The sequence below is a fragment of the Streptomyces bottropensis ATCC 25435 genome (genome assembly GCF_000383595.1).
Taxonomy (GTDB): Bacteria; Actinomycetota; Actinomycetes; order Streptomycetales; family Streptomycetaceae; genus Streptomyces; species Streptomyces bottropensis.
In genome coordinates this window covers 6,249,212-6,273,555 of record NZ_KB911581.1, presented here as the reverse complement: position 1 = coordinate 6,273,555, position 24,344 = coordinate 6,249,212, and the positions used below count along the sequence as shown (strand labels likewise).

The following is a 24,344-nucleotide window of genomic DNA, read 5'->3' as shown; positions in this document are numbered from 1 at the left end:
GGAAGTCCCAATGGTTGTCTCTGTGGGCACAAGTCGCTTACGTTCGGCGTCAATCCGGACGGACGCCCAATCCTGCCGCCGACCGGAGCCGCACACCGACCCGATCCACGGCAGGAGCGGGGGACCCACAGGAATCACCGCCTGTTCCGGTCTCCGGAACGGCTAGGGGTAAAGCCGTGCAGCGAGCACGGCCGGACATCTCCAGTCCGCACCCGACAGCTCACCTCGTAGGCGCCGGAGAGGAATTCGCCATGCCCGCGAAGGGTAAGCACCGCCGTCCCAAGTCCCAGCGTTTCACCCGTTCGATCGCCGCCGCCGGGACCGGCGGTGCGGCGCTCGCCCTGCCGCTGGTCGGAGCCGCCGGCGCCCAGGCCGCAACCCCGACGGCCGCCGTGTCCGGAGCCTCCGAGAAGACGGCCACGATCGCCACCGAGCAGGCCGCGGCCGAGGCGGGCGCGCGGATCGAGCAGGTGGAGAAGGCCGCGCAGGCCGAGCGGACCGCCACCAAGAAGACCGCCAAGACCTACTCGGTGAAGGTCGGCGACTACCTCGCGAAGATCGCGGACGAGCACGACGTCGACGGGGGCTGGAAGCGCCTCTACTCGGACAACCGCGGTGCCATCGGCTCCGACCCGTCGCTGATCCACCCCGGTCTGAAGCTGTCGATAGGCGGGCAGGCCGCGTCGGGCGGTACGTCGCAGTCGTCGAAGCCGCAGCTGTCGCAGTCCTCGAAGCCTGCCGAGTCCTCGCCGTCGCCGAAGCCCTCCGCGCCCGCCAAGCAGGAGGCCAAGGACACCCAGGCGTCGACCTCCACGTCGAACGGCCAGTCCTCGTCGGCCAACAGCTCCGGCTTCAGCCTGCCCATCCAGGGCGCCACCGTCGGCACCCCGTACAAGAGGGCCGGCAGCATGTGGTCCAGCGGCTACCACACGGGCGTCGACTTCGTGGCCCCGACCGGGACCGCCCTCAAGGCCGTGGGCGCGGGCACCGTCGTCTCCGCCGGCTGGGGCGGTGCGTACGGCAACCAGGTCGTCATCCGGCTGGCCGACGGCTACTACGCCCAGTACGCCCACCTCTCCTCGATCTCCGTCTCCGCGGGGCAGGCCGTGAGCGGCGGTCAGCAGATCGGCCTCTCGGGCGCGACCGGCAACGTCACCGGGCCGCACCTGCACTTCGAGATCCGCACCACGCCCTCCTACGGCTCGGACCTCGACCCGCTGGCCTACCTTCGCTCGAAGGGCGTCAGCGTCTGAGGCTCCACTCCTCCATCACGCCGAAGGCCGGCCCCGCTTCCTGGGGGCCGGCCTTCGGTGTTGCGGTCCTGTGGCATGGCCGACCGAAGCCTCGACAGGGGGCGAACGGGAGTACACAGTGATCTCCGTAAGCGCTTTCTATGCGGGGGATCCGGGTTTTGCGTCGCGCCGCGGCGTCGTTCCGCTTTCCTTCCACCGGGGACAGGAGTGTCATGACCACCCGTAGAGCTTTCGGAGCCCTCGCCGCCGGCGCCGCCCTCGCGGCGCTCGCTCCGGCGGGGACGGCGGCCGCGCACCCGCGTCCGCGGCGGGGCCGGCTGATCGCCGCCGACGACTTCCGGCACGGGCTCGGGCAGTGGGCCGTGGAGTTGGAGAGGGGCGGGGTGGTCGCCGCCTCGCGGGGTGTGCTGGAGGTCGACGTGCCGGCCGGGGCCACGGTCTGGTTCAAGCGAAGACTGGAAGGGCCGTACGTCGTCGAGTACACGGCCACGCCCATCTCGGCGGGCGGGGCCAACGACCGGGTCTCCGACCTCAACAACTTCTGGAACGCCGTCGATGTGCGCTCACCCGGTGATCTCCTCGCCACCCCGCGTTCGGGCGCGCTCGCCGAGTACGACCACCTGAAGACGTACTACGTCGGGTACGGCGCCAACACGAACACGACGACACGCCTGCGCCGGTACGTCGGTGAGGCGGGCGTGCGGCCACTGATCCACGACTACACCGAGCCGCTGCTCGTCGCGAACGCGCCGCATCAGGTGCGGATCGTCTCCGACGGGTCGACGGTCCGGTGGTGGAACAACGGCCGGCTCGTGTTCGACTACGTCGATCCCGCGCCGTACACGAGTGGGCACTTCGCCTTCCGCACCACCTGGAGCCATTTCCGGATCGAGGACTTCCGGGTGTGGAGGTTGCGCGGTCGCCGTTGAGGGGGAGAGGGGCCGGGATGGTGGGGCGCGGCCATCCCGACCTGGTGTATTCCGGGTTGGTCAACACGTGACCCGTGGTCTATCTCACCGTCCGTCAAGCCCTTATTACGGTCGCGTAGGTCACATGCCACGGTGAATCATGGGCCGGTGACAGACGATTCGAATGACAGCAGAACGATGATCGGGTCGTACGTGGCGCTGGGGGACAGCTTCACCGAGGGCGTCGGCGATCCGGGGCCCGACGGGCGGTTCGTCGGCTGGGCCGACCGGTTCGCGGTGCTCCTCGCGGACCGGGTGCCCGAGGGCGACTTCGACTACACCAACCTGGCCGTGCGGGGAAAGCTCCTCGACCAGATCGTGGCGGACCAGATTCCGAGGGCTCTCGAGCTCGCGCCGGATCTCGTCTCCTTCTGCGCGGGCGGCAACGACATCATCCGGCCGGGCACCGATCCCGACGAGGTCGCCGAGCGGTTCGAGCGCGCGGTGTCCAGGCTCACCTCTGCCGTCGGCACCGTCATGGTGACCACCGGCTTCGACACCCGTGACGTACCGGTGCTCCGGCATCTGCGCGGCAAGATCGCCACGTACAACCTGCATGTGCGGGCCATCGCCGACCGGTACGGATGTCCCGTGCTGGACCTGTGGTCCCTGAAGACGGTGCAGGACCGGCGGGCCTGGGACCTCGACCGGCTGCACCTGTCGCCGGAGGGGCACACGCGGGTCGCCCTGCGGGCCGGGCAGGTGCTGGGCGTCGACGTCCCGGCCGACCCCGACCAGCCGTGGCCCCCGCTGCCGCCGCGCGGCACGCTGGAGATGCGGCGGGACAACATCCAGTGGGCGCGGGAGTATCTGGTGCCGTGGATCGGGCGGCGGCTGCGGGGGGAGTCCTCCGGGGACCACGTGTCGGCCAAGGGGCATCTGTCGCCGGACGACATCAGGGTGCGGATCGGGGTGGTGGCCTGACCGGCTCGCCTGCGGCGGTCGGCCGAGCCTGACGCGGGACCCGGGCTTCGGGGGGTGGGGGGTCTGGGTCTCGTGGGGGTGCGGGTCGGTGGGCTTGGTCCTGCCCCTCGTGGTTGTTCGCGCAGTTCCCCGCGCGCCTGAGAGGGCGGGCCTGCGTGTGGTGTGTCGCTGGGGCGGCGCTGGTGTCGATGGGTCGCTTCCCACCGCCGTAGGGGTTCTGCTCGGTGGGCCCGGTTGCGATCGTCGTGGTTGCTCGCGCGGTTCCCCGCGCCCCTGAAGGGGCGGGGCGGTGGGCCGGGTCCCGTCCCGTGGCTGCCCGGGGGCGGGGTCGTCAGCGGGTCGCCGCTGTCAGGGCCTCCCGGGTCAGGCCCAGTTCGTGGGCCAGGGCCTCGTCGGCCCATTCCTGGGCTCGGGTCCGGGAGAGGGGCCCGCCGTAGGCCGTCAGCTGGACGGCCAGGCCGTCCAGGAGGGCGGTGAGGCGCAGGGCCGTCGCCGCAGGGTCCGGGCAGCTGAACTCGTCGGCCGCCACGCCCGCTTCGATGACCTCGGCCAGGGCGGCCTTCCACTGTCGGTCCAGGTCGCGGGTGACCTCGCGCAGGGCCGGTTCGCGCAGGGCGGCCGCCCAGCCCTCGATCCACAGGCGCCAGCCCTTGGCCTGGCCGGTGGGGGCGTACCAGCGCACGGCCGCGCGGAGGCGGCGCAGTGCCGTGGTGCGGCGGCCCAGCAGCTTGCGGAGGTGGGCGAGGTCGCCCTCGGCGGCGTGGCGGAAGGCCTCGGCCACCAGTCGTTCCTTGGTCGAGAAGTGGTAGAGCACCAGGGCGTTGCTCACCCCGAGGACGGCGGCCACGTCGGCGATCCGTACCGCCGCGACGCCCCGCTCCTCGATCTGCTCGATGGCGGCCCGGAGCAGCTCCGCACGCCGCTCGGCCACACTCAACCGCACCCTGCCCACGCGGCAACCCTACCCAGGCCCACGGGCAGCCGCCGAGGGGCCGCTCAGCGGTGCCGGCCGAATCGCTCCGTGATGACCGGGACCCGGTCGGCGGCGATGGCGTGGGCGGCGGCGCGGGGGGTCGTGCCATCGGCCTCGGCCCGGGTCAGCATCAGGTCGACGAGGGCACGCATGGACCGGCGGGTGTGGGTGAACGCCTCCTCGGCGGTGGGGCCGATGTCGCCGAAGAGGGTCCACCACCACCAGGCGTTCGTCCCGGAGTTGACCACGACGTCGGGCAGGACGGTGACTCCCCGGCCCGCGAGCAGTTCCTCGGCTTCGGGCAGGACGGGCATGTTGGCCGCCTCGACGATCAGGCGGGCGGTGACGCGGTGCTCGTTGGTGGTGTCGATCGCGTAGGAGACGGCCGCGGGGACCAGCACGTCGGCCTCCGCGGCGAGCCAGGCCTCGCCCGGTGCCTCGTGGTCGGTGGAACGGAGTGCGGCGCGGTCGACCGTCCCGTGCGGGTCGCGGGCGGCGAGCAGTGCCTCGACGTCCAGGCCCGCCGGATTGGTGATGGTGCCCTTGATGTCGGCCACGGCGACGATCGTGAGTCCGGCGCGGGCCAGGAAGCGCGCGGTGGCGCCGCCCATGGTGCCGAGGCCCTGGACGGCGACCCGTGTCCCGGCGTACGGCGCGGCGGCCCGGTCCAGGGCCGTGAGCACGGACTCGGCGACGCCGCAGCCGCCGACCAGCTCGTCGAGGCCGATGCCGTCGACCTGGACCGCGAAGGCGTCCGCGAGGCGCCGCCGGGCCGCGTCCTCGTCGTCGAGGAGGGGGTACACCGCCTGGATCGTCGACACCAGGCCCGCCTCCGCCGCCGCGCGGTCCATCAGGCCCTGGGTGAGACCGAGATCCTCACCCGTGGTCCAGAAGTGCTCGATGTACGGGCGCATCGCCCGCAGGTAGCGCACGAGGACGTCGTACGCCTCCGGGTCCCGGGGGTCGAAGTCGATGCCGCCCTTGGCGCCGCCGAGCGGGACGTAGCGGCTCCCGGGGGCGTAGTGCAGTGCCTCCTTCATGGTCATGCCGCGGGCGAGGCCCGCGACCTCGTCGAGCGTGCAGCCCGGCCGCATCCGCAGACCGCCGCTGGAGACCCCGCGCACCAGACGGTCCACGACGAGGAAGCCCCGTCGGCCCGTGACGTGGTCGGTCCAGGTCAGGGACACGAAGGGGGACGTGGTCATGCGGCTCCTCGGGAGGGCCTCGGGAGGCGGAGAACGGGGGGGGAGACGAACGAGAGCGACGGGAACAAAGTGAGCAACTGAATAGTTGGTCAGTATTGCATCGCGCGGGTCGGGTCGGGCTCGGCGCTGTCACAGGGGCGGCCCATAATGGGATGCCTGAGCGAATTCACCAGGAGGTGCCGTGTCCGGTTCCGGATCCCGTTCTCTCAGCTCGGGGCTGCGCGCAGCGCGGCCCGCGGCCTTCGGCGCGGACCCGAGCGGTGCCCGAATGGAGCGGATCCGCAGATCCCCGCACTTCGCGAACGGGGTCTTCGTGAATCCCGAGGGCGCCCAGGTCCGTCCGTCCGGCGGTGCCGTGGCGGAGATGGCCAAGAGCTGGTTCCGCAAGGACGAGCGGGTGCGGCGGGCCCCGGCGGGGCTGATCCCCGTCCACGCCACGACCCTCGCCGACCTGGCCAAGCCCCCGGCGAGCGGGCTGCGGATCACGTGGATGGGCCATTCCAGCGTGCTCGCCGAGATCGACGGGCACCGGGTGCTCTTCGACCCCGTCTGGGGTGAGCGCTGCTCCCCGTTCGCCTTCGCCGGCCCCAGACGGCTGCACCCCGTGCCGGTGCCGCTGGCCGCGCTCGGCCCGGTCGACGTCGTCGTCATCTCGCACGACCACTACGACCACCTCGACATGCCCTCGATCAAGGAACTGGCCGGGACGGACACGGTCTTCGCCGTCCCGCTCGGCGTCGGTGCCCATCTGGAGCACTGGGGCGTCTCCGCGGACCGGATCCGCGAGCTGGACTGGCAGGAGGCGACCAAGGTCGGCGGTCTCACCCTGACCGCCACCCCCGCCCGTCACTTCTGCGGCCGGGGCCTGCGCAACACCCAGCACACGCTGTGGGCCTCCTGGGTCGTCGCCGGTGACGAGCACCGGATCTACCACAGCGGTGACACCGGGTACTTCGGCGGCTTCAGGGACATCGGTGCCGAGCACGGCCCGTTCGACATCACCATGATCCAGGTCGGCGCCTATTCGGAGTTCTGGCCGGACATCCACATGACCCCCGAAGAGGGGCTGCAGAGCCACCTCGACCTCCAGGGCGGTCAGCCCGGCGGTGTGATGATGCCGATCCACTGGGCGACGTTCAACCTGGCGATGCACGCCTGGGCAGAGCCGGGCGAGCGCATGATGTGGGCCACGCACGACGCGGGGGTCACCATGGCCGCGCCGCACCCCGGGCAGCCGTTCGAGCCGCGGAGCACGCCTGCGGTGGACCCGTGGTGGCGTGCCGTGTCCCAGCAGCCGGTCGGCGGCTGGGCCGCCTGGCCACCCGTGGGGGAGCGGCTGGACCTGGTGGCGGAAAGCTGAGAAACCGATCGGGAATTCTCCCGACAGGGTGATTTTTCGATGGACGTCGAGGGCCGGGGAGCAATGCGCTCCCCGGCCCTCGACGTCTTTCAGTGACCTGTTATGAACAGCTCTGATCAAAATTCGGATGCAAAAGGAATGCGAGAGGAACAAGCGTCCGAAGACTAATCGGACTGTCGCACGAGGCCTCATACCAGAGCGGGACGCATTGCGAAGCTATTTGTCAACTGCGCACCGCACATGACGCAATGGCGACTACTGTCAGTTGCCGTCGGACGACGCTGGGCCGAATTCTTCGACTCTCCCGACCGGCACGCGATGGCGCATGCCCAAGTCGCCCAGATACGGCAAACCCCCACGCTCCAGACGGACCAGTACGAGGACGCTGATGTCTCACCTTCGCGCACCGGCCGCCCGCGCAGACCGCCGTGAGGGCGGACGGCACGGGCGATCGGCCACCCGCGCCGTCCCCTCGCTGCCCGAGATCCACATACGGCCACAGCTGATGCGCCTCGCGGTCCTGCCTCCGACCGCGGTCGCCCTCAGCGCCTGCGCCGCCGTCCTCTTCACCTTCCGCGCCGGCGGCGCCCGCCCCAGCCTCACCCTGTGGGCGGTCCTCGCCGGAACCGCCGTGGTGGCGCTCGCCGGCATCGTGATCGGCGCCGTGGCCGCCGGGCGCACCGCCGGATCCGTCCGCGAACGCCTCGGTGCCCTGCGACAGGTCAGCACCAGGAGCGAGGACGACCTGCGCGCCCTCGTCGACGCGCTCCGGCGCGGCGACCAGCCGCCCCCGCGCGGGCCGCACGCCAAGCCCGACGCGGACGCCGACGACTTCGCACTGCTCACCGCCGACCTGGCCCGGGCCCACGACAGCGCCGTCACCGCCGTCGTCCGGGCCTCCCAGCTCTCCAGCCACGCGGGCAACGAACAGAAGCTCGAAGTCTTCGTGAACCTGGCACGCCGGCTGCAGTCCCTGGTCCAGCGCGAGATCTCCATCCTGGACGACCTGGAGAACGAGATCGAGGACCCGGACCTCCTCAAGGGCCTCTTCCACGTCGACCACCTGGCCACCCGCATCCGCCGCCACGCCGAGAACCTCGCCGTCCTCGGCGGCGCCGTCTCCCGCCGTCAGTGGAGCAACCCCGTCTCCATGACGGAGGTGCTGCGCTCGGCCATCGCCGAGGTCGAGCAGTACTCCCGGGTCAAGCTGGTCCCCCCGGTCGACGGCACCCTGCGCGGACACGCGGTGGCCGACGTCATCCACCTCCTCGCCGAACTCGTCGAGAACGCCACGGTGTTCTCCGCTCCGCACACCCAGGTCCTGCTCCGCGCCAACCTCGTCACCTCCGGACTGGCCGTCGAGGTCGAGGACCGTGGTCTCGGCATGCCCGTCACCGAGCAGAACAAGATGAACGCCCTGCTCGCCGACCCCGACCAGGTCAACGTCGCCAGCCTTCTCCAGGACGGCCGCATCGGCCTCTTCGTGGTCTCCCAGCTGGCCCGCCGCCACGGCATCCAGGTCCGCCTGCAGAGCAACATCTACGGCGGCGTCCAGGCGGCCTTCATCGTCCCCCAGGGCCTCCTCGGCAGCGAGCCCGGTGACCTGCCGCTGACCCAGCCCCGGGCCGGGACCCCGACCGGCATCCAGACCCAGCCGCACGCCGGACAGAGCACCGGCGTACGCCACCCCGACAAGCCCCGCCACGCACAGGCGGCCCCACCCCAGCGGTCGTCCGGATCCGGCCCCGCCGACCGTCCGGCGGCCGACCGGCCCGGCCACCCCGCCACCGACCGCCCCGCACCCGCGCAGCCCGGCCGTCCGGCCCCCGCGCGCCCCGAGCCCGGCCACCGCTCCACCCCGAGCCCGGCGCGTGCCTCCGTGCCCCGCCAGCAGGGCCCGGGGCGGGCCGGGGACCAGCAGGGGCCCGGCAGAGGCGGCGGCCCGGTCCCGCTGCCCATGCGACGCGGCGCCCGGGACGAGCGGCCCAACCCGGCCGAGGCCGTGCCCGGCGTCCGCCCCGACGACCGGCGCACCGTCACCGAGAACGCCGGGACGCCCCCCACCCCCCGGGTCGGCGGCGCCGTACGCGGCACGATGGGCAAGCCGCAACTGCCCCGCCGCCGTGCCCAGGAGCACATCGTGCCGCAGCTCCGCGGCGGCCCCGCGCCCACGCCCTCGCGGGACCCCGACCACTACATCGGCCACGACCCCGGGCTGATGGCCGCCTTCCAGCGCGGCATCGGGCTCGCCGAGGCCCGTCAGGCGGAGAGCTCCGACTGGGACACGTCCACGCTGGACGCCTCCACGCTGGACGCCTCCACGCTGGACACGGCCACGCTCGACACGTCCACGCCGGCCCCGACCGCCGCGGACCTCACGCCACCCGCCCCCGACGCCGCCTCCCGCATCGACACGGGACAGCTGGGCTCCGGACACCTGAACACCGGGCACCCGCACTCCACACACCTGAACATCGACCTGCCCACGGGCCGCCCGGCCCCGTCGGCCCACGGTGGCACGCGCCGCGCGGACGCACGGCCCGTCGAGCCCGCCCACAGGGAAGTCCCCCACAAGGACGCCGCACGGCCCCTGGGCGGACACCCCAGGGGCGCCGCCCCCATAGCCGTACCGCCGTCGGCCCTCGACGCGGCACACGACCGCACGTCCCGGCAGGACGGGAGCGCACCGGCCGGATGACCACCCCCCTCCCCACCCCCACCACGGTCCCCACCCCTTCCGCTCCCGCAGACCAACGCACCCCAAGGAGTCGATCCACCATGGCGAGCGATGCGCCGACCGGCCATGTATCCGATCTCGACTGGCTGATGAGCGGCCTCGTCCAGCGCGTGCCGCACACCAGGAGCGCGGTCCTGCTCTCCTGCGACGGGCTCGTGAAGTCGGTCCACGGCCTCGATCCGGACAGCGCCGACCACATGGCGGCCCTGGCCTCCGGCCTGTACTCCCTCGGACGCAGCGCGGGCGTCCGCTTCGGCGACGGCGGTGACGTCCGCCAGGTCGTCGTCGAACTCGACTCGACCCTGCTGTTCGTCTCCACCGCGGGCTCCGGCACCTGCCTCGCCGTGCTCGCCGGACGCGAGGCCGACGCCGCCGTCCTCGGCTACGAGATGGCGATGCTCGTCAAGAGTGTCCGCCCGTACCTGGTCACCCAGCCCCGTCAAACCGTCCACCCCTCCGCGATGAGGCCTTGAACGTGCCCGCGGCCGGCGACGGACCTCTGTACGACGACGCCGCCGGGCGTCTGGTACGCCCCTTCACCGTCATCAACGGCCGGACCCGACCGACCACCGCGCTCGATCTCCTCTCACAGGTGATGGCCACCGGGGCGACCCCCCTCGGCTATCTCGGCCCCGAGCACGCAACCGCACTCGACCTGTGCCGGGCACCCGTCTCGGTCGCCGAGGTCGCCGCTCACCTCAAGCTGCCGGCGGCGGTCACCAAGGTGCTGCTGTCCGACCTCGTCGACTGCGGGGCCCTCACCACCAAGCCCCCGGTTTTCCACCACAACCCGACAGACCGGTCTCTTCTGGAGGCAGTGCTCGATGGACTACGACGACAGCTCTGACCCCTTTCCCACCGCACTCAAAATCCTGGTGGCGGGCGGGTTCGGGGTCGGCAAGACGACCTTGGTCGGCGCGGTGAGCGAGATCGCGCCGCTGAGCACGGAGGAACTGCTCACCACAGTGAGCGCCGCCACCGACAATCTCGACGGCATCGAGAACAAGGTCGAGACGACCGTCGCGATGGACTTCGGCCGCATCACACTCGATCCGCGCCATGTGCTCTATCTGTTCGGCACCCCCGGGCAGCAGCGGTTCTGGTTCATGTGGGACGAACTCTCCGAGGGCGCCCTCGGCGCGGTCATCCTCGCCGACACCCGCCGTCTGGAGGACTGCTTCGCCGCCGTCGACTTCTTCGAACAGCGCGGCCTCGGCTTCATCGTCGCGATCAACGAGTTCGACGGCTCCTACCGCTACGACGCCGACGAGGTACGCGCCGCCCTCGACCTCGACCCGGAGATCCCCGTCGTCTGCTGCGACGCCCGTATCTCCAGCTCGGGCATCCAGACCCTGCTCACCCTCGTCCGCTACCTCCTCGCCCACACCCCGACGCAGCTCCCGAGCCACGGAGCCCACACGTGACGTACGACCCGCCGCGTCCGGTCGGCCGGCTGCTGCTCACCCCGGAGGACCGGGACGCCCCCGAGCGCGTGCGACGGCTGCGGTCGCTGGGACTGGGCGAATACGCCGAACCGGCCTTCGACGCCTTCGCGGACCGGCTCGCCGAGGTCGCCTCGGTGCCGTACGCGATGGTCAACTTCATCGACGAGCACCGGCAGTTCTTCGCCGGTCTGCATGCGTCGGCGCGGCCCACGGCGGACACCACGGTGCTCGGGGTGGACCGGCGTCTCGCCCGTGACCACGGCTTCTGCCCCTACGTGGTGGTCCGCCGCAAGGGGCTCGTCCTCGACGACGTGGCGGAATACCCGAGGTTCGCCGGGAACCCCGTCGTCGACGACCACGGCATCCGCTCCTATCTCGGCGCCCCGCTGCTCGACCGCACGGGCATCGCCCTCGGCACGGTGTGCGTCCTGGACGTCCGGCCGCGGCCGTGGGGCAGGGCGGGCCTGGAGACCATCAAGTCGATGGCCGCGGACCTGGCCGCCCGGATCGAGGGGCGAGAGGCGTTCCCGTGACCGGGGAAACGGGCGGCACTTCATGGCGGATGGCGCGGCCCGGCCGGGTGTGAAGGAAAGCTGCGGCGGAGGTTAAGAAAACCTCGATGGACCCGGGGTGCCGAGGTGCGGCAGATTGATCGGCGTTCCCACCCCTCTCCCCGGTACGGGCCTGTTCGTCATGCCCGGCGCCGGGGGCGCACCCACTGGAGCCGTAGCGTGAAGGCGCTGGTCAAGGAGAAGGCGGAGCCCGGTCTGTGGCTCGTCGACGTCCCGGAGCCCGAGATCGGCCCCGGCGACGTACTGATCAAGGTCCTGCGGACCGGGATCTGCGGCACCGACCTGCACATCCGGGCCTGGGACGGCTGGGCCCGGCAGGCCATCCGCACACCGCTCGTGGCCGGCCACGAGTTCGTCGGCGAGGTCGTGGACACCGGCCGTGACGTCACCGACATCCAGGCCGGTGACCGGGTCAGCGGCGAGGGGCACCTGGTGTGCGGAAAGTGCCGCAACTGTCTCGCCGGCCGCCGCCATCTGTGCCGCGCGACCGTCGGTCTCGGAGTGGGCCGCGACGGCGCCTTCGCCGAGTACGTCGCGCTGCCCGCGACCAACGTCTGGGTGCACCGCGTCCCCGTCGACCTGGACGTCGCGGCCGTCTTCGACCCCTTCGGCAACGCCGTCCACACCGCGCTGTCCTTCCCGCTGGTCGGCGAGGACGTCCTGATCACCGGCGCGGGGCCCATCGGCCTGATGGCGGCGGCGGTGGCCCGGCACGCGGGCGCCCGCAACGTCGTCATCACCGACGTCAGCGAGGAGCGCCTGGAACTGGCCCGCAAGATGGGCGTCAGTCTGGCCCTGAACGTCACCGAGGCCCGGATCGCCGACGGGCAGCGTGAGTTGGGGCTGCGCGAGGGCTTCGACATCGGTCTGGAGATGTCCGGACGCCCCGAGGCCATGCGCGACATGATCGCCAATATGACGCACGGCGGCAGGATCGCCGTGCTGGGCCTGCCCGCCGAGGAGTTCGCGGTCGACTGGGCCCGGATCGTCACCTCGATGATCACGATCAAGGGCATCTACGGCCGTGAGATGTTCGAGACCTGGTACGCGATGTCGGTCCTCCTGGAGGGTGGGCTCGACCTCGCTCCCGTGATCACCGGCCGCTACGGCCACCGCGACTTCGAGGCGGCCTTCGCCGACGCGGCGAGCGGCCGGGGTGGCAAGGTCATCCTCGACTGGACCGCGTAAGTCATCCGCCTCTTCTAGGAGTTTCTCCGATGTTCGACTCCGTGCGCGACGACCTGCGCGCCACCCTCGACGAGATCCGTGCCGCCGGCCTGCACAAGCCCGAACGGGTCATCGGCTCCCCGCAGTCCGCGACCGTCGCCGTCACGGCCGGCGGCCGGCCCGGCGAGGTCCTCAACTTCTGCGCCAACAACTACCTCGGTCTCGCCGACCACCCCGAGGTGATCGCCGCCGCCCACGAGGCCCTCGACCGCTGGGGCTACGGCATGGCCTCCGTCCGCTTCATCTGCGGCACGCAGGAGGTGCACAAGGAGCTGGAGGCGCGGCTGTCGGCGTTCCTCGGCCAGGAGGACACCATCCTGTACTCCTCCTGCTTCGACGCCAACGGCGGTGTCTTCGAGACCCTGCTCGGCCCCGAGGACGCGGTGATCTCCGACGCCCTCAACCACGCCTCGATCATCGACGGCATCCGGCTCTCCAAGGCCCGCCGCTTCCGGTACGCCAACCGTGATCTCGCCGACCTGGAACGGCAGTTGAAGGAGGCCGCGGAGGGCGGCGCCCGCCGGAAGCTCATCGTCACCGACGGCGTGTTCTCCATGGACGGCTATGTGGCCCCGCTCCGTGAGATCTGCGACCTCGCCGACCGCCACGACGCCATGGTCATGGTCGACGACTCGCACGCCGTCGGCTTCACCGGCCCCGGCGGCCGCGGCACCCCCGAACTGCACGGCGTCATGGACCGCGTCGACATCATCACCGGCACCCTCGGCAAGGCCCTCGGCGGTGCCTCCGGCGGTTACGTCGCCGCCCGCGCCGAGATCGTCGCCCTGCTGCGCCAGCGCTCCCGCCCGTACCTCTTCTCGAACACGCTCGCCCCGGTGATCGCGGCGGCCTCCCTGAAGGTCCTCGACCTCCTGGAGTCGGCGGACGATCTGCGCGTCCGCCTCGCCGAGAACACCGCGCTGTTCCGGAGCCGGATGACCGAGGAGGGCTTCGACATCCTGCCCGGTGACCACCCCATCGCCCCCGTCATGATCGGCGACGCCTCGAAGGCGGGCCGCCTGGCCGAGCTGCTCCTGGAGCGCGGCGTCTACGTGATCGGCTTCTCCTACCCGGTCGTTCCGCAGGGCCAGGCCCGTATCCGCGTCCAGCTCTCCGCCGCGCACTCGACGGCGGACGTCCACCGCGTGGTCGACGCGTTCGTGGCGGCGCGGGCCGAGCTGGAGGCCTGAGCCGGAGCCCGGGCCGGTGGCCCGGGCGGACCGGTTCAGGGGGAAAGCGCGCATTTGAGAGAATCGGTCTCATGATCGAAGCGCGGCGGCTCCACATCCTGCGTGCGGTGGCCGACCACCGCACGGTGACGGCGGCTGCCGCCGCGCTCTACCTCACCCCGTCCGCCGTCTCCCAGCAGCTGACCGCCCTGGAACAGGAGACGGGCCACCGCCTGGTCGAGCGCGGCGCGAAGGGCGTACGACTCACCCCGGCCGGCGAGATCCTGCTCGGCCACACCCACGCGGTCCTCGCCCAGCTGGAGCAGGCGGCGGCGGAACTGGCCGCGTACAGCTCGGGCGCGGCCGGCACCGTCACGGTCGCCGCCTTCGCCACCGGGATCGCCCAGGTCGTCGCACCCGCGCTGGCCCGCCTCGCGGTGTCGGCGCCCGGCATCCGCCTGCGCGTCCAGGACGCCGAGGGCGACGCGAGCCTGCCGATGGTCCTGGACCGGCAGGGCGACATCGCCGTGGCCGTCGAGTACCGGGGCGCCCCGGCCGCCGACGACCCCCGCCTCACCCACCTCCCGCTGTACGCCGAGCCCTTCGACGCGGTCGTGCCCCTCGGCCACCGCCTCGCCGACACGGCCGAGGTGCCGCTCGCCGAACTGGCGAAGGACCCCTGGATCGGCCCCTACCCCGGCAATCCCTGCCACGACGTGGTGGTCCTGGCCTGTGAGAACGCCGGCTTCCAGCCCCGTCTCGAACACTCCTCCGACGACTTCCGTGCCGTCGTCGCCCTGGCCTCCGCCGACGCGGGCGTCGCCCTCGTCCCCCGCTCGGCGCTGCGGGGCACGGACCTCACGGGCGTGGTCGTCCGCCCCGTGGACGGCGTGGCCCCCACTCGCCGTGTCTTCGCCGCCGTCCGCCGCGGCGCGGAGGGTCACCCGCTGATCCGGCCGGTGCTGGAGGCGCTGGGGGAAGCGGCGCAATGAGACGGCCGCCGACGCGGCGTCCCGGACGAGGGATAGCATCCCGAATATGGGAAGTGTCGAAAAAGTCGTCGAACCGGACCCCGTCGATCTCCGGCTGGCCGCGCGCCTGGCCGAGCTACGGGCCGAACACGGCTGGTCCCTGGGGGAGTTGGCGGACCGCAGTGGAGTGAGCCGGTCGACCCTCTCCCGGGTCGAACGGGCGGAGACCAGCCCCACGGCCGCCCTGCTCAACCGCCTCTGCCGGGTGTACGGCCGGACGATGTCCCAGCTTCTCGGCGAGGTCGAGGCGGAGCCGGCCTCCGTCGTGCGCGCGGCGGAGCAGGCGCTGTGGGAGGACAGGCCCTCCGGATTCCTCAGGCGCTCCGTGTCACCGCCGATGCCCGGCCTGCGCGGCGAACTGGTCGAGGGGCGGCTGACGGCGGGCGCGGACCTCTCCTACGACGGCCCACCGGTAGCCGGCCTCGAACAGCACATCTGGGTCCTGGACGGCACCCTCCACGTCACCGACCGCGACGCCGAGCACCGTTTGGCCGCCGGGGACTGTCTGCGGATGCGGGTGTGGGGGCCGACGCGGTTCCGGTGCCCGGGAACCGAGGACGCGCGGTACGCCCTGATGGTGGTGAAGCCGTGAACGAGACCGCGGCCGGCCCCGAGGCGCCGTCCAAGTCCGCGTCCGGAGCGGTGATATCCCGGCTCACCGGACGACAGCCACCGTCGCTGGTCGAGGGGATGGCGGACCTGCTGGTCGACACCGTGCGGGGCGGTGCCTCGGTCGGCTTCCTCGCACCGCTGGACCGGGCGGCGGCGGTGGCCTGGTGGAGAGAGCGCGTCGAGGCCGTGCGGAGCGGTGGGCAGGCCGTGTGGGTGGCCCGCGACGGCGCCCGGGTGCTCGGCACGGTCGGCCTCGTCTTCCCGGACCGGCCCAACAGCCGCCACCGGGCCGAACTCGTCAAGCTGATGGTCCACCGGGACGGCCGTGGCCGCGGTCTCGGCCGCGCGCTCCTCGCGACCGCCGAGCGGGCCGCCGCCGAAGCGGGCGTCACCCTGCTCCACCTGGACACCGAGACCGGCAGCCCCGCCGAGCGTCTCTACGACGGGACCGGCTGGACCCGGATCGGACAGATCCCCGACTACGCGGCGGACCCGCACGGGACACTGCGGCCGACGTCCGTCTACTACAAGCGGGTGGGCGCCGATGTCACGCCCGCAACGGCAGCCCCGTGACGGCCTCGGTACCGGCTCCCACCGCTGATTGTCGGTGGCGCCCGCTACGGTGCGTCCCATGCCGGATGCCGAAGACGTACGACGTGCCGCCCTCGCCCTGCCCGACACCACGGAGAAGGTCGCCTGGAACATGCCGACCTTCCGGGTGGCGGGAAAGATGTTCGCGACGCTGCCGGAGGACGAGACCTCCATGGCGGTGCGCTGCCCGAAGGAGGAGCGCGACGAGCTGGTCCTCGCCGAGCCCGGCAAGTTCTGGATCGCCGACCACGAGGCGGGCTTCGCATGGGTGCGGGTGCGGCTCGCAGCCCTGGAGGACGCCCCGGAGCTGCGCGACATCCTCGCCGACTCCTGGCGCCAGGCGGCCCCGACCGGACTGCTCGACGCGCACCCGGAGTTGGGCCTCCCGGCGGCCGACTGACAAGACGCCCCGACAAAACGGGTGCGCGACCACCGGTCCGAGTGCGGTATTGTTTCCGTGCACGTTCAGCCAGGGGAAACCCCAGGTCAGACGGGCAACGGGACGTGGCGCAGCTTGGTAGCGCACTTGACTGGGGGTCAAGGGGTCGCAGGTTCAAATCCTGTCGTCCCGACTTTACGAAGTCGTGGTTCAGGGGCCATTTCAGAGAAGATCTGAAATGGCCCTCGATCATTTCTGCTCCCTGCTGTCGGAGTCCGGCCCGGCGGGCTGTTGCGGTGCGGTGCGAGGCGTCCAGTCCGCCCCCGAGCGCTGCCGGAAGGCGTGGACGGCGGCCTCCACGGTGGGGAAGAAGTGGCGCGGGTCGATGGTGCGGGTGAGCCCGTAGCGTTCGATCTTGTGGCGCACGGGGTCCTTGAGTTCGGCGAACACGAGGTGGACGTCCTCGGCGTTGAGTTCCCTGTCCAGCTCCTCCAGGACGTCCGCGGCGGTGGTGTCCACGTCGGTCATCGGCTCCGCCGCGATCACGATCCAACGCGGCCTCGGCTCCGTACGCGCCAGCCGCCGGACCTCGTCGCGGAAGGCCCTGGCGTTGGCGAAGAAGAGCGGGGCGTCGAACCGGTGGATCACCAGGCCCGGCAGCTGCTCGGCGTGCGGGTAGGAGCGGACGTCGTGGTACCCCTCCAGATCCCTCACCCGTCCCAGCACGGTGTTGTACGGCCACCAGGCGCGCCGGAAGACGTTGAGGACGGACAGCGCCACGGCGATGGCGATCCCCTCCAGGACGCCCAGCAGCGCCACGCCCAGGAAGGCGGCCACCGACAGCAGGAACTCCGCCCTGCGCTGCCGCCACAGCCGTACCGTCCCCGGCAGGTCGGCCAGGGAGAGCGAGGCCGTGATGACGACGGCGGCGAGGGCCGGCTGGGGCAGGTCGCGGAACATGCCCGGGGCCAGCACCAGCATCAGGACGATGAGCGCCGCCCCCACGACGCCGGTGAGCTGGCTCCTGGCACCGGCCCGCTCCGCCACCGCCGTACGGGATCCGCTGGTGCTGACGGGGAAGCCCTGGAAGAGACCGGCCGCCAGATTCGCCACCCCGACCCCGGCCATCTCCTGGTTGCCGTGCACCTCCTGCCCACCGCGGGCGGCGAAGGCCGACGCGTTGGAGATCGTGTCGGCCAGGGACACCAGGGCGATGCCCAGCGCGCCGGCGAACAGCGGCGCGAGGTCGGCGAGCCGGATGTCGGGGATCGTGAAGGGCGGGAAGCCCTCGGGCAGTTCTCCGACCAGGTCGACGCCGTGCTCACCCAGGTCGAAGACGGCGGCCGCGGCGATCGCCAGGACCACCATCACCAGCACGGCGGGCACCTTCGGCAGCCGGCGCTGCACCACCAGGATCAGCAGGATCCCGCAGACGCCGACCGCGGCGGCGGCAGGCACCACCGCCCCGTCGGCGAGCTTGTGCACCAGGCCGACGCACTCCCCGATCAGGTGGTCCGCCTCGACCTTGAACCCGAGCAGCTTGGGCAGCTGGCCGATCAGGATGGTGAGGGCCAGGCCGTTCATGTAGCCGATCATCGTCGGCTTGGAGATCAGGTCGGCGATGAAGCCGAGCTTCGCCACCGAGGCCAGGATCATGATCGCCGCCACCATGAGCGAGAGCACCGAGGCGAGGGCGACCGCCCGGTCCGGATCCCCGTCCGCCGCCACCAGGGGCAGCACGGTGGCGGCGATCATCGGCCCCAGCGACGAGTCCGGGCCCAGCACCAGGATGCGCGAGGGCCCGCACACGGCGTAGCCGAGCAGGCAGAGAATCGTCGTGTACAGGCCGGTGATGGCCGGCAGACCCGCCAGTTCGGCGTACGCCATGCCCTGCGGCACCAGCAGCGTGGTCAGGACGATGCCCGCGACCAGGTCCTTGCCCAGCCACTCACGCCGGTACGACGTGAGGGTGCGGATGCCGGGAACGGCCCGGAGCCGGGACAGCGCCGGATGACTGTCGTGCTGGTCGGTCACGGGCTGTCCTCTCGGCGGTCCCGCAGCTCGCGTCCCCGGCTGCCGTCCTCGGGTGCACGGTACTGGTGGCCTCGTCGGACCGGGGAGGGCGACCCTGCCCGCCTCACCGATCAGCGCCGCTCGCCGTCGTCGTGACCGTGCCCGCCGCCGGCGTGCGCACCGCCGGCGGCCGTGCCGAGTGCCTTCCGGGCCCGGCGTTCGGTCAGAATCGGAACGAAGGCCCGGAGCCTGGCCTCGCGGAACGACTCGTACGCCGACCTGACCGCGCCTTCGACGACGGCCTCGTCGACCGAGGGCCAGGCGGCACTCAGCCGCGCCACGATGTCCCGGAGGACCAGGGTGTCCTGCGACGAGCCGGGCGTCGGCCGGCCCGGCTCCGGCTCCGGCCGCCTCGCCGGATCCGTATGCCCCAGGGGCACCGGATCCGTATGCCCCAGGGGAGCGGGGGAGTGGTGTGCGACGTCGGTGGAGCGCAGCGTGCCGACCGCGGGCCTGTCCTCGTCGACCGTCATGACCGCACGGCTCCGGCGTCCGCGGGCCTGCGCGTCCGGCTTCCCCGGTGCGCTGGGAAGGCCCGGTCCCGTGCTCCGTTCCTGACCGTCACGCGTTCCATGCCTGACGACCTCCAGCCCCTCGCCGCCTCACCGCACACCGTCGCGCCTGCGTGCCCAGGCTCATTCTCGGCCGGGCCGCACATGATCGCCCCCTGAGGCGTGACCTGCGTGCTCGGGACACGGCCGGCCCCCGACCGCGCGTGCGCTCGACACCGCGTACGAGGCGAGTCCCCGCACCGACGGCGGGCGCACGGTGGTGATTCGAGGGGCGTCGGGGGTGCTCGGTGGACTGCGGGGCGTGCCGGTCGCTTTGATGGGGGTCGCGGGGTGATCCGTGCCGTCACGGGCGGCGACCGCGAGCCGACGACACCCGCCACGCGCCGGAGATGAACTGCCATGGTGACCGACCGGTACGGCAACCGTCTGCACGAGTGCACCGCCGAAGGTGTGGAGCACCTGGACCGGGCCGTGGAGGGGCTGCTGTTCTTCCGGCCGGAGTTCCCGGACGCCGTCGCGGACGCGGTGGCCGCGTGCCCGACCTCGCCGCTGGCCCAGGCGTTCGCCGCCTACCTCGGACTACTGGGGACCGAACCCGGTGACGCTGCCCGGGCCGCCGGCCGGTTCGCGGACTTCCGAGCCGGACTGGACCGTTCCGCCCTGCCCGTACGGGAGCGGATGCACATGGAGGCGGCACAGGCCTGGCTCGGGGGTGATCTGCGGGCGGCCTCACGGATCCTGGAGGATCTGGTCGTCGTGTGCCCACGTGATCCGCTCGCCCTGGCGGTGGGCCATCAGCTCGACTTCTTCACCGGCGACGCCACCCGCCTGCGGGACCGGATCGGCGGGGCCCTGCCCGCGTGGGACGAGCACGACCCCCACCGCGGGCCGCTGATGGGCATGTACGCGTTCGGCCTGGAGGAGTCGGGCCACTACGGCCGTGCCCAGGAGATGGGCCGGGCCGCCGTCGAGCGCAACGCCCATGACATCTGGGCCATCCACGCCGTCGCCCACGTCCACGAGATGCAGGGGCGGTTCGCCGAGGGGATCGGCTTCCTCGACGCCCGTGTCGACGACTGGGCGAGCGGCAGCCTGCTGACGGTGCACAGTTGGTGGCACTACGCCCTGTACGCGCTGGAGGCGGGCGACACGGCGACGGCCCTGCGGATCTACGACGCCGTGCTGCACCACGAGAACTCGACCGGGTTCGTCATGGAACTCCTCGACGCCGCCTCGCTGTTGTGGCGCATGTTCCTGGACGGGTCGGACCAGGAGGCTCGTTGGCAGGCGCTGGCCGACGCGTGGGCCGCGCGCGAGGACCCGCCGTTCTACGCCTTCAACGACGTGCACGCCGTCATGGCCTTCGTGGGGGCGGGACGGCTGGAGACGGCGGACGCGTTCGTGGCCGACCGGGCGCGCTGGCTGCGGGCGCCGCGCGACGACGGGCGCGCGCCCACCAACCACGTGATGACCGGCCGCATCGGTCTGCCCGTGTGCGAGGCGCTGGTGGCCTACGCCCGCGAGGACTACGCGGCGGTGGTGGACCTGCTCTGGCCCGTCCGCCGCCGGCTGCACACCTTCGGTGGCAGCCACGCCCAGCGGGACGCGATCCAGCGGACCCTGCTGGAGGCGGCCCTCCGCGCCCGCCGGGACGACCTGGCGCGGCTGCTGCTCGGCGAACGCACGGGTCTGAGCCCCCACAGCCCCTACAACTGGCTCGGCCGGGCCCGGCTCGCCGACGCCCTCGGCGAAGCGGGCCGGGCCGCCCTCGCCCGCGACGCGGCGGTCGAGCTGGCGGCCCCCGCCGCACGGATGCTGAGCGGGGACCCGCACCACGCGTATCTCGGAGGCAGGTCCTGAACGCGCGCCGCCGGCCAGGGCGACAGCCCAGGTGACCCCCGCCGCGGGCCAGGACCGACGACCCAGGTGATCCGGAGGGCCGGCCGTCGGCTAGGACAGACAGCCCACGTGCGCCAGGGCCTGCTTCAGCAGCACTCCCTGGCCGCCGGGCATCTCGTTCTGCACGGAGGCCGACGCCGCTTCCTGGGGGCTGAACCACACCAGGTCCAGGGCGTCCTGCCGGGGGCGGCAGTCGCCGGACACCGGCACGATGTAGGCGAGGGAGACCGCGTGCTGACGCGGGTCGTGGAACGGGGTGATGCCCTGCGTCGGGAAGTACTCGGCGACGGTGAAGGGCTGCAGGGCGGACGGGACGCGCGGCAGCGCGACCGGGCCGAGGTCCTTCTCCAGGTGCCGCAGGAGCGCGTCGCGCACCCGCTCGTGGTGCATCACGCGGCCGGAGACCAGATTGCGGCTGACCGTCCCGTCCGGGCCGATCCGCAGCAACAGCCCGATGCTGGTGACTTCGCCGCTGTCGTCGACGCGCACGGGCACGGCCTCGACATACAGGATCGGCATCCGGGCGCGCGCCGATTCGAGCTCGTCGGACGGCAGCCAGCCGGGCGTGGTTTCGGTCATGTCAGACATTGGCCGATCATACTTTCCACGTCAGTCGGAGCGCGCGTCGCTCCGATCACACCTGTCACTGATGCCCGCGTCCCTCCCCTCGCATGCACGGCGCCGGCGATCAGTCGCGCGCGGCCCACAAACCGCGTACATGGCCGAGATGGCGGGTCATCACCGCGTGCACGGCGGCCTCGTCGCGGTCGAGGAGGGCGTCCAGGAGTTCCAGGTGCTCCTGTGCGGAGGAGAGCAGCCGACCGGACTCGGCGAGCGCGGTCAGACCGTAGAGGCGGGCCCGTTTGCGCAGGTCACCGACCACCTCGACGAGGTGCGCGTTGCCCGCGAGAGCGAGCAGGCCGAGGTGGAAGCGGGTGTCGGCCTCGACGTAGGCGATGAGGTCCCCGGCGGCCGCGGCGGCGACGATCTCCCGGGCGGCGGGCCGCAGCGCCTCCAGGGAGACCGGGTCGGCGGTGCGGGCCAGACCGACGGTGGTCGGGATCTCGACGAGCGAGCGGACGTGGGTGTACTCGTCGAGCTGTTTCTCCGTGACGGCGGTGACCCGGAACCCCTTGTTGGGCACGGTGTCGACCAAACCCTCCTTGGCCAGATCCAGCATGGCCTCGCGCACCGGCGTCGCCGACACGCCGAAGCGGGCGGCGAGCGCTGGCGCGGAGTACACCTCGCCCGGCCGCAGCTCACCGGCGATCAGCGCGGCCCGCAGCGCGTCGGCGACCCGCTCGCGGTAGCTGCTCTTCTTGCCGCCGAGCACCGGCAGGGCCGGGGCCGGGGGAGTGGCGGCGGCAACGGCGGACGGGTCGCCGGTGCGCTGCGAGGCCATGGGAGGCATGCGGTCTCTCCTGGAGTCCTGAAGTCCCGGAATCCTAGAGGACGAATCCGGACGGGAACGGGTCGGACGGGTCGAGCAGATACTGGGCCGTGCCCGTGATCCAGGCCCGGCCGGTGAAGCTGGGCAGCACGGCCGGCACGCCGGCCACCTCGGTCTCGCCGAGCAGCCGCCCCGTGAACCGGGTGCCGATGAAGGACTCGTTCACGAACTCGGTGTGCAGGGGCAGTTCGCCGCGCGCGTGCAGCTGTGCCATGCGTGCGCTGGTGCCCGTGCCGCAGGGAGAGCGGTCGAACCAGCCGGGGTGGATGGCCATCGCGTGGCGCGAGTGCCGGGCGGTGGCGCCGGGAGCGTAGAGGTGGACGTGGTGCAGGCCGCGGATCGAGGGGTCCTCCGGGTGGATGGGCTCCTCCTCGGCGTTGACGGCGTCCATCAGGGCGAGCCCGGCCCGCAGGATGTCGTCCTTGCGGTCGCGGTCGAAGGGCAGGCCGAACTGCTCCAGCGACAGGACGGCGTAGAAGTTGCCGCCGTACGCGAGGTCGTAGGTGACCGTGCGTCCGTCGGCGAGCGTGATCTCGCGGTCGAGACCGGCGGAGAACGACGGTACGTTCCGCAGGGTGACGGCCTTCGCCGCGCCGTCCTCCACCGCCACCTCGGCCACGACGAGGCCCGCCGGGGTGTCCAGCCGGATGGTGGTGACCGGCTCGACGACCTCGACCATGCCGGTCTCGACGAGCACGGTCGCGACGCCGATCGTGCCGTGGCCGCACATGGGCAGATAGCCGGAGACCTCGATGTAGACGACGCCGTAGTCGCAGTCGGGGCGGGACGGCGGCTGCAGGATCGCCCCGCTCATCGCCGCGTGGCCGCGCGGCTCGTTCATCAGCAACTGCTTGACGTCGTCGCGGTGTTCGCGGAACCACAGCCGTCGTTCGTTCATGGTCGCGCCGGGGATCGTGCCGATCCCGCCGGTGATCACCCGGGTGGGCATGCCCTCGGTGTGCGAGTCGACGGCGTGCAGGACGAGTTTGCTGCGCATGACCGGGCCCTTCCTTCCGCTGTGGTTACGCCAAACCCGCCGCGACGGCCTTCTCGGTGGCCGCCCGGATCACGGCCTCCTGCTCCGGCAGCAGTTCCACCCGGGGCGGACGGCAGCGTCCGCCGGGCCGGCCCACGATGTCCATCGACAACTTGATGGCCTGCACGAACTCGACCTTGGAGTCCCAGCGCAGCAGCGGGTGCAACTGCTCGTACAGCCGCTTGGCCGTCGCGAGGTCGCCGTCCACCGCCGCGTGGTACAGCTCGACCGTGGCGGCGGGCAGCGCGTTCGGATATCCGGCGACCCAGCCCTTGGCGCCCGCCAGCGCCAGCTCCAGCAGCACGTCGTCCGCGCCGATCAACAGGTCGAGTTCCGGGGCGAGTTCGGTGAGCTGGTACGCCCGGCGGACATCGCCGGAGAACTCCTTGACGGCCCGGATGTACCCCTCGCCGTGCAGCTTGGCGAGCAGTTCGGGGACGAGGTCGACCTTGGTGTCGATCGGGTTGTTGTACGCCACGACCGGCAGGCCCGCCTTCGCGACCTCCGCGTAGTGAGCGAGCACCGACCGCTCGTCGGCGCGGTACGCGTTCGGCGGCAGCAGCATCACCGACGCGCAGCCCGCGTCCCGCGCCTGCTCGGCCCAGCGCCGCGACTCGGCGGAGCCGTACGCGGCCACCCCCGGCATCACCCGCGCGCCGCCGATCGTGGCGACGGCCGTCTCGACGACCTTGATCCGCTCCTCGGGCGTCAGCACCTGGTACTCGCCGAGCGAACCGTTCGGTACGACGCCGTCACAGCCGTTCTCGACCAGCCAGGCGCAGTGCTCGGCGTACGCGTCGAGGTCGACGGAGAGATCGTCGCGCAGGGGCAGCGCGGTCGCGACGAGGACACCGCGCCAGGGACGGTTCTCGGTGGTGGTCATACGGGTTCCCTCTCAGTGGGGTGTGACATATTACTGAATCTTGCG

The 24,344-nt window shown here is 72.2% G+C and carries 24 protein-coding genes, 1 tRNA gene and 1 riboswitch; of the genes, 17 read left to right on the top strand and 8 right to left on the bottom strand.

Annotated elements, in window-relative coordinates; translation table 11 throughout:
• Positions 1–87: 87 nt before the first annotated feature.
• A riboswitch (cyclic di-AMP (ydaO/yuaA leader) is annotated at positions 88–247 on the top strand.
• A 4-nt stretch (positions 248–251) separates the two neighbouring features.
• From STRBO_RS0128015 to STRBO_RS0128005, 3 genes are all read left to right on the top strand, one after another.
• On the top strand, positions 252–1,253 hold the full coding sequence (locus STRBO_RS0128015) for a M23 family metallopeptidase (RefSeq protein WP_020115182.1): 1,002 nt from the start codon (positions 252–254) through the stop codon (positions 1,251–1,253).
• 212 nt (positions 1,254–1,465) lie between these two features.
• The gene (locus STRBO_RS0128010; protein WP_005484583.1) at positions 1,466–2,182 is read left to right on the top strand and encodes a DUF6250 domain-containing protein; all 717 of its coding nucleotides are present in this window, start codon (positions 1,466–1,468) and stop codon (positions 2,180–2,182) included.
• A gap of 177 nt (positions 2,183–2,359) precedes the next feature.
• Positions 2,360–3,145 carry an SGNH/GDSL hydrolase family protein gene (locus STRBO_RS0128005; RefSeq protein ID WP_020115181.1) on the top strand — a complete coding sequence of 262 codons (786 nt, stop codon included), beginning with the start codon at positions 2,360–2,362 and terminating at the stop codon, positions 3,143–3,145.
• Between the two features lie 331 nt (positions 3,146–3,476).
• On the opposite strand, the gene STRBO_RS0128000 is transcribed toward STRBO_RS0128005, so the two are convergent.
• Both STRBO_RS0128000 and STRBO_RS0127995 read right to left on the bottom strand, forming a co-directional pair.
• Positions 3,477–4,097: a TetR/AcrR family transcriptional regulator gene (locus tag STRBO_RS0128000; RefSeq protein ID WP_209442957.1), complete on the bottom strand. Its 621-nt coding sequence runs from the start codon at positions 4,095–4,097 to the stop codon at positions 3,477–3,479.
• A gap of 44 nt (positions 4,098–4,141) precedes the next feature.
• Entirely contained in the window at positions 4,142–5,323 is a 1,182-nt protein-coding gene (locus STRBO_RS0127995) for a Glu/Leu/Phe/Val dehydrogenase dimerization domain-containing protein (RefSeq protein WP_005484578.1), read from the bottom strand.
• A gap of 181 nt (positions 5,324–5,504) precedes the next feature.
• Here STRBO_RS0127995 and STRBO_RS0127990 point away from each other — a divergent pair, with 181 nt between their 5' ends.
• The 13 genes from STRBO_RS0127990 to STRBO_RS0127930 all read left to right on the top strand — a co-directional run bounded on the left by STRBO_RS0127990 (position 5,505) and on the right by STRBO_RS0127930 (position 16,639).
• Positions 5,505–6,683 carry an MBL fold metallo-hydrolase gene (locus STRBO_RS0127990; protein WP_028796885.1) on the top strand — a complete coding sequence of 393 codons (1,179 nt, stop codon included), beginning with the start codon at positions 5,505–5,507 and terminating at the stop codon, positions 6,681–6,683.
• Positions 6,684–7,071: 388 nt separating this feature from the next.
• The gene (locus STRBO_RS0127985; protein WP_028796884.1) at positions 7,072–9,381 is read left to right on the top strand and encodes a sensor histidine kinase; all 2,310 of its coding nucleotides are present in this window, start codon (positions 7,072–7,074) and stop codon (positions 9,379–9,381) included.
• A gap of 80 nt (positions 9,382–9,461) precedes the next feature.
• Positions 9,462–9,893 (top strand): roadblock/LC7 domain-containing protein, encoded by a 432-nt coding sequence (locus STRBO_RS0127980; RefSeq protein WP_005484571.1) that lies wholly within the window; start codon positions 9,462–9,464, stop codon positions 9,891–9,893.
• A gap of 2 nt (positions 9,894–9,895) precedes the next feature.
• On the top strand, positions 9,896–10,267 hold the full coding sequence (locus tag STRBO_RS0127975) for a DUF742 domain-containing protein (RefSeq protein WP_028796883.1): 372 nt from the start codon (positions 9,896–9,898) through the stop codon (positions 10,265–10,267).
• The gene (locus tag STRBO_RS0127970) at positions 10,245–10,844 is read left to right on the top strand and encodes a GTP-binding protein (RefSeq protein WP_005484568.1); all 600 of its coding nucleotides are present in this window, start codon (positions 10,245–10,247) and stop codon (positions 10,842–10,844) included. The genes STRBO_RS0127975 and STRBO_RS0127970 overlap by 23 nt, the downstream gene beginning before the upstream one ends.
• The gene (locus STRBO_RS0127965; RefSeq protein ID WP_005484567.1) at positions 10,841–11,398 is read left to right on the top strand and encodes a GAF domain-containing protein; all 558 of its coding nucleotides are present in this window, start codon (positions 10,841–10,843) and stop codon (positions 11,396–11,398) included. The genes STRBO_RS0127970 and STRBO_RS0127965 overlap by 4 nt, the downstream gene beginning before the upstream one ends.
• Before the next feature lie 198 nt (positions 11,399–11,596).
• Entirely contained in the window at positions 11,597–12,625 is a 1,029-nt protein-coding gene (gene tdh, locus STRBO_RS0127960) for an L-threonine 3-dehydrogenase (RefSeq protein ID WP_005484566.1), read from the top strand.
• Between the two features lie 29 nt (positions 12,626–12,654).
• On the top strand, positions 12,655–13,854 hold the full coding sequence (locus STRBO_RS0127955) for a glycine C-acetyltransferase (RefSeq protein WP_005484565.1): 1,200 nt from the start codon (positions 12,655–12,657) through the stop codon (positions 13,852–13,854).
• 71 nt (positions 13,855–13,925) lie between these two features.
• A complete protein-coding gene (locus STRBO_RS0127950; RefSeq protein WP_020115180.1) occupies positions 13,926–14,825 on the top strand; it encodes a LysR family transcriptional regulator in 900 nt (299 codons plus the stop codon).
• Between the two features lie 46 nt (positions 14,826–14,871).
• On the top strand, positions 14,872–15,456 hold the full coding sequence (locus STRBO_RS0127945; RefSeq protein WP_005484563.1) for a helix-turn-helix domain-containing protein: 585 nt from the start codon (positions 14,872–14,874) through the stop codon (positions 15,454–15,456).
• Positions 15,453–16,049 carry a GNAT family N-acetyltransferase gene (locus tag STRBO_RS0127940; protein ID WP_005484562.1) on the top strand — a complete coding sequence of 199 codons (597 nt, stop codon included), beginning with the start codon at positions 15,453–15,455 and terminating at the stop codon, positions 16,047–16,049. Before STRBO_RS0127945 ends, STRBO_RS0127940 begins: the two co-directional genes overlap by 4 nt.
• Before the next feature lie 58 nt (positions 16,050–16,107).
• Positions 16,108–16,467, top strand: coding sequence for an MmcQ/YjbR family DNA-binding protein (locus STRBO_RS0127935; protein WP_005484560.1), 360 nt, complete (start codon positions 16,108–16,110; stop codon positions 16,465–16,467).
• Between the two features lie 98 nt (positions 16,468–16,565).
• Positions 16,566–16,639: transfer RNA gene (locus STRBO_RS0127930), tRNA-Pro, on the top strand.
• 56 nt (positions 16,640–16,695) lie between these two features.
• Here the strand turns inward: STRBO_RS0127930 and STRBO_RS0127925 are convergent.
• Positions 16,696–18,480, bottom strand: a complete 1,785-nt coding sequence (locus tag STRBO_RS0127925; RefSeq protein WP_005484558.1) for a SulP family inorganic anion transporter — start codon at positions 18,478–18,480, stop codon at positions 16,696–16,698.
• Between the two features lie 110 nt (positions 18,481–18,590).
• The gene (locus STRBO_RS0127920) at positions 18,591–18,992 is read right to left on the bottom strand and encodes a three-helix bundle dimerization domain-containing protein (RefSeq protein WP_005484556.1); all 402 of its coding nucleotides are present in this window, start codon (positions 18,990–18,992) and stop codon (positions 18,591–18,593) included.
• Positions 18,993–19,430: 438 nt separating this feature from the next.
• On the opposite strand from STRBO_RS0127920, the gene STRBO_RS0127915 reads away from it, so the two are divergent.
• On the top strand, positions 19,431–20,891 hold the full coding sequence (locus tag STRBO_RS0127915; RefSeq protein ID WP_020115179.1) for a tetratricopeptide repeat protein: 1,461 nt from the start codon (positions 19,431–19,433) through the stop codon (positions 20,889–20,891).
• Between the two features lie 90 nt (positions 20,892–20,981).
• On the opposite strand, the gene STRBO_RS0127910 is transcribed toward STRBO_RS0127915, so the two are convergent.
• The 4 genes from STRBO_RS0127910 to STRBO_RS0127895 all read right to left on the bottom strand — a co-directional run bounded on the left by STRBO_RS0127910 (position 20,982) and on the right by STRBO_RS0127895 (position 24,299).
• Positions 20,982–21,509 (bottom strand): NUDIX hydrolase family protein, encoded by a 528-nt coding sequence (locus tag STRBO_RS0127910; RefSeq protein WP_005484552.1) that lies wholly within the window; start codon positions 21,507–21,509, stop codon positions 20,982–20,984.
• A 109-nt stretch (positions 21,510–21,618) separates the two neighbouring features.
• Positions 21,619–22,332 carry a GntR family transcriptional regulator gene (locus STRBO_RS0127905; protein WP_005484549.1) on the bottom strand — a complete coding sequence of 238 codons (714 nt, stop codon included), beginning with the start codon at positions 22,330–22,332 and terminating at the stop codon, positions 21,619–21,621.
• Between the two features lie 43 nt (positions 22,333–22,375).
• A complete protein-coding gene (locus STRBO_RS0127900; protein WP_005484548.1) occupies positions 22,376–23,377 on the bottom strand; it encodes a proline racemase family protein in 1,002 nt (333 codons plus the stop codon).
• Between the two features lie 25 nt (positions 23,378–23,402).
• Positions 23,403–24,299, bottom strand: coding sequence for a dihydrodipicolinate synthase family protein (locus tag STRBO_RS0127895; protein WP_005484546.1), 897 nt, complete (start codon positions 24,297–24,299; stop codon positions 23,403–23,405).
• Positions 24,300–24,344: the final 45 nt, after the last annotated feature.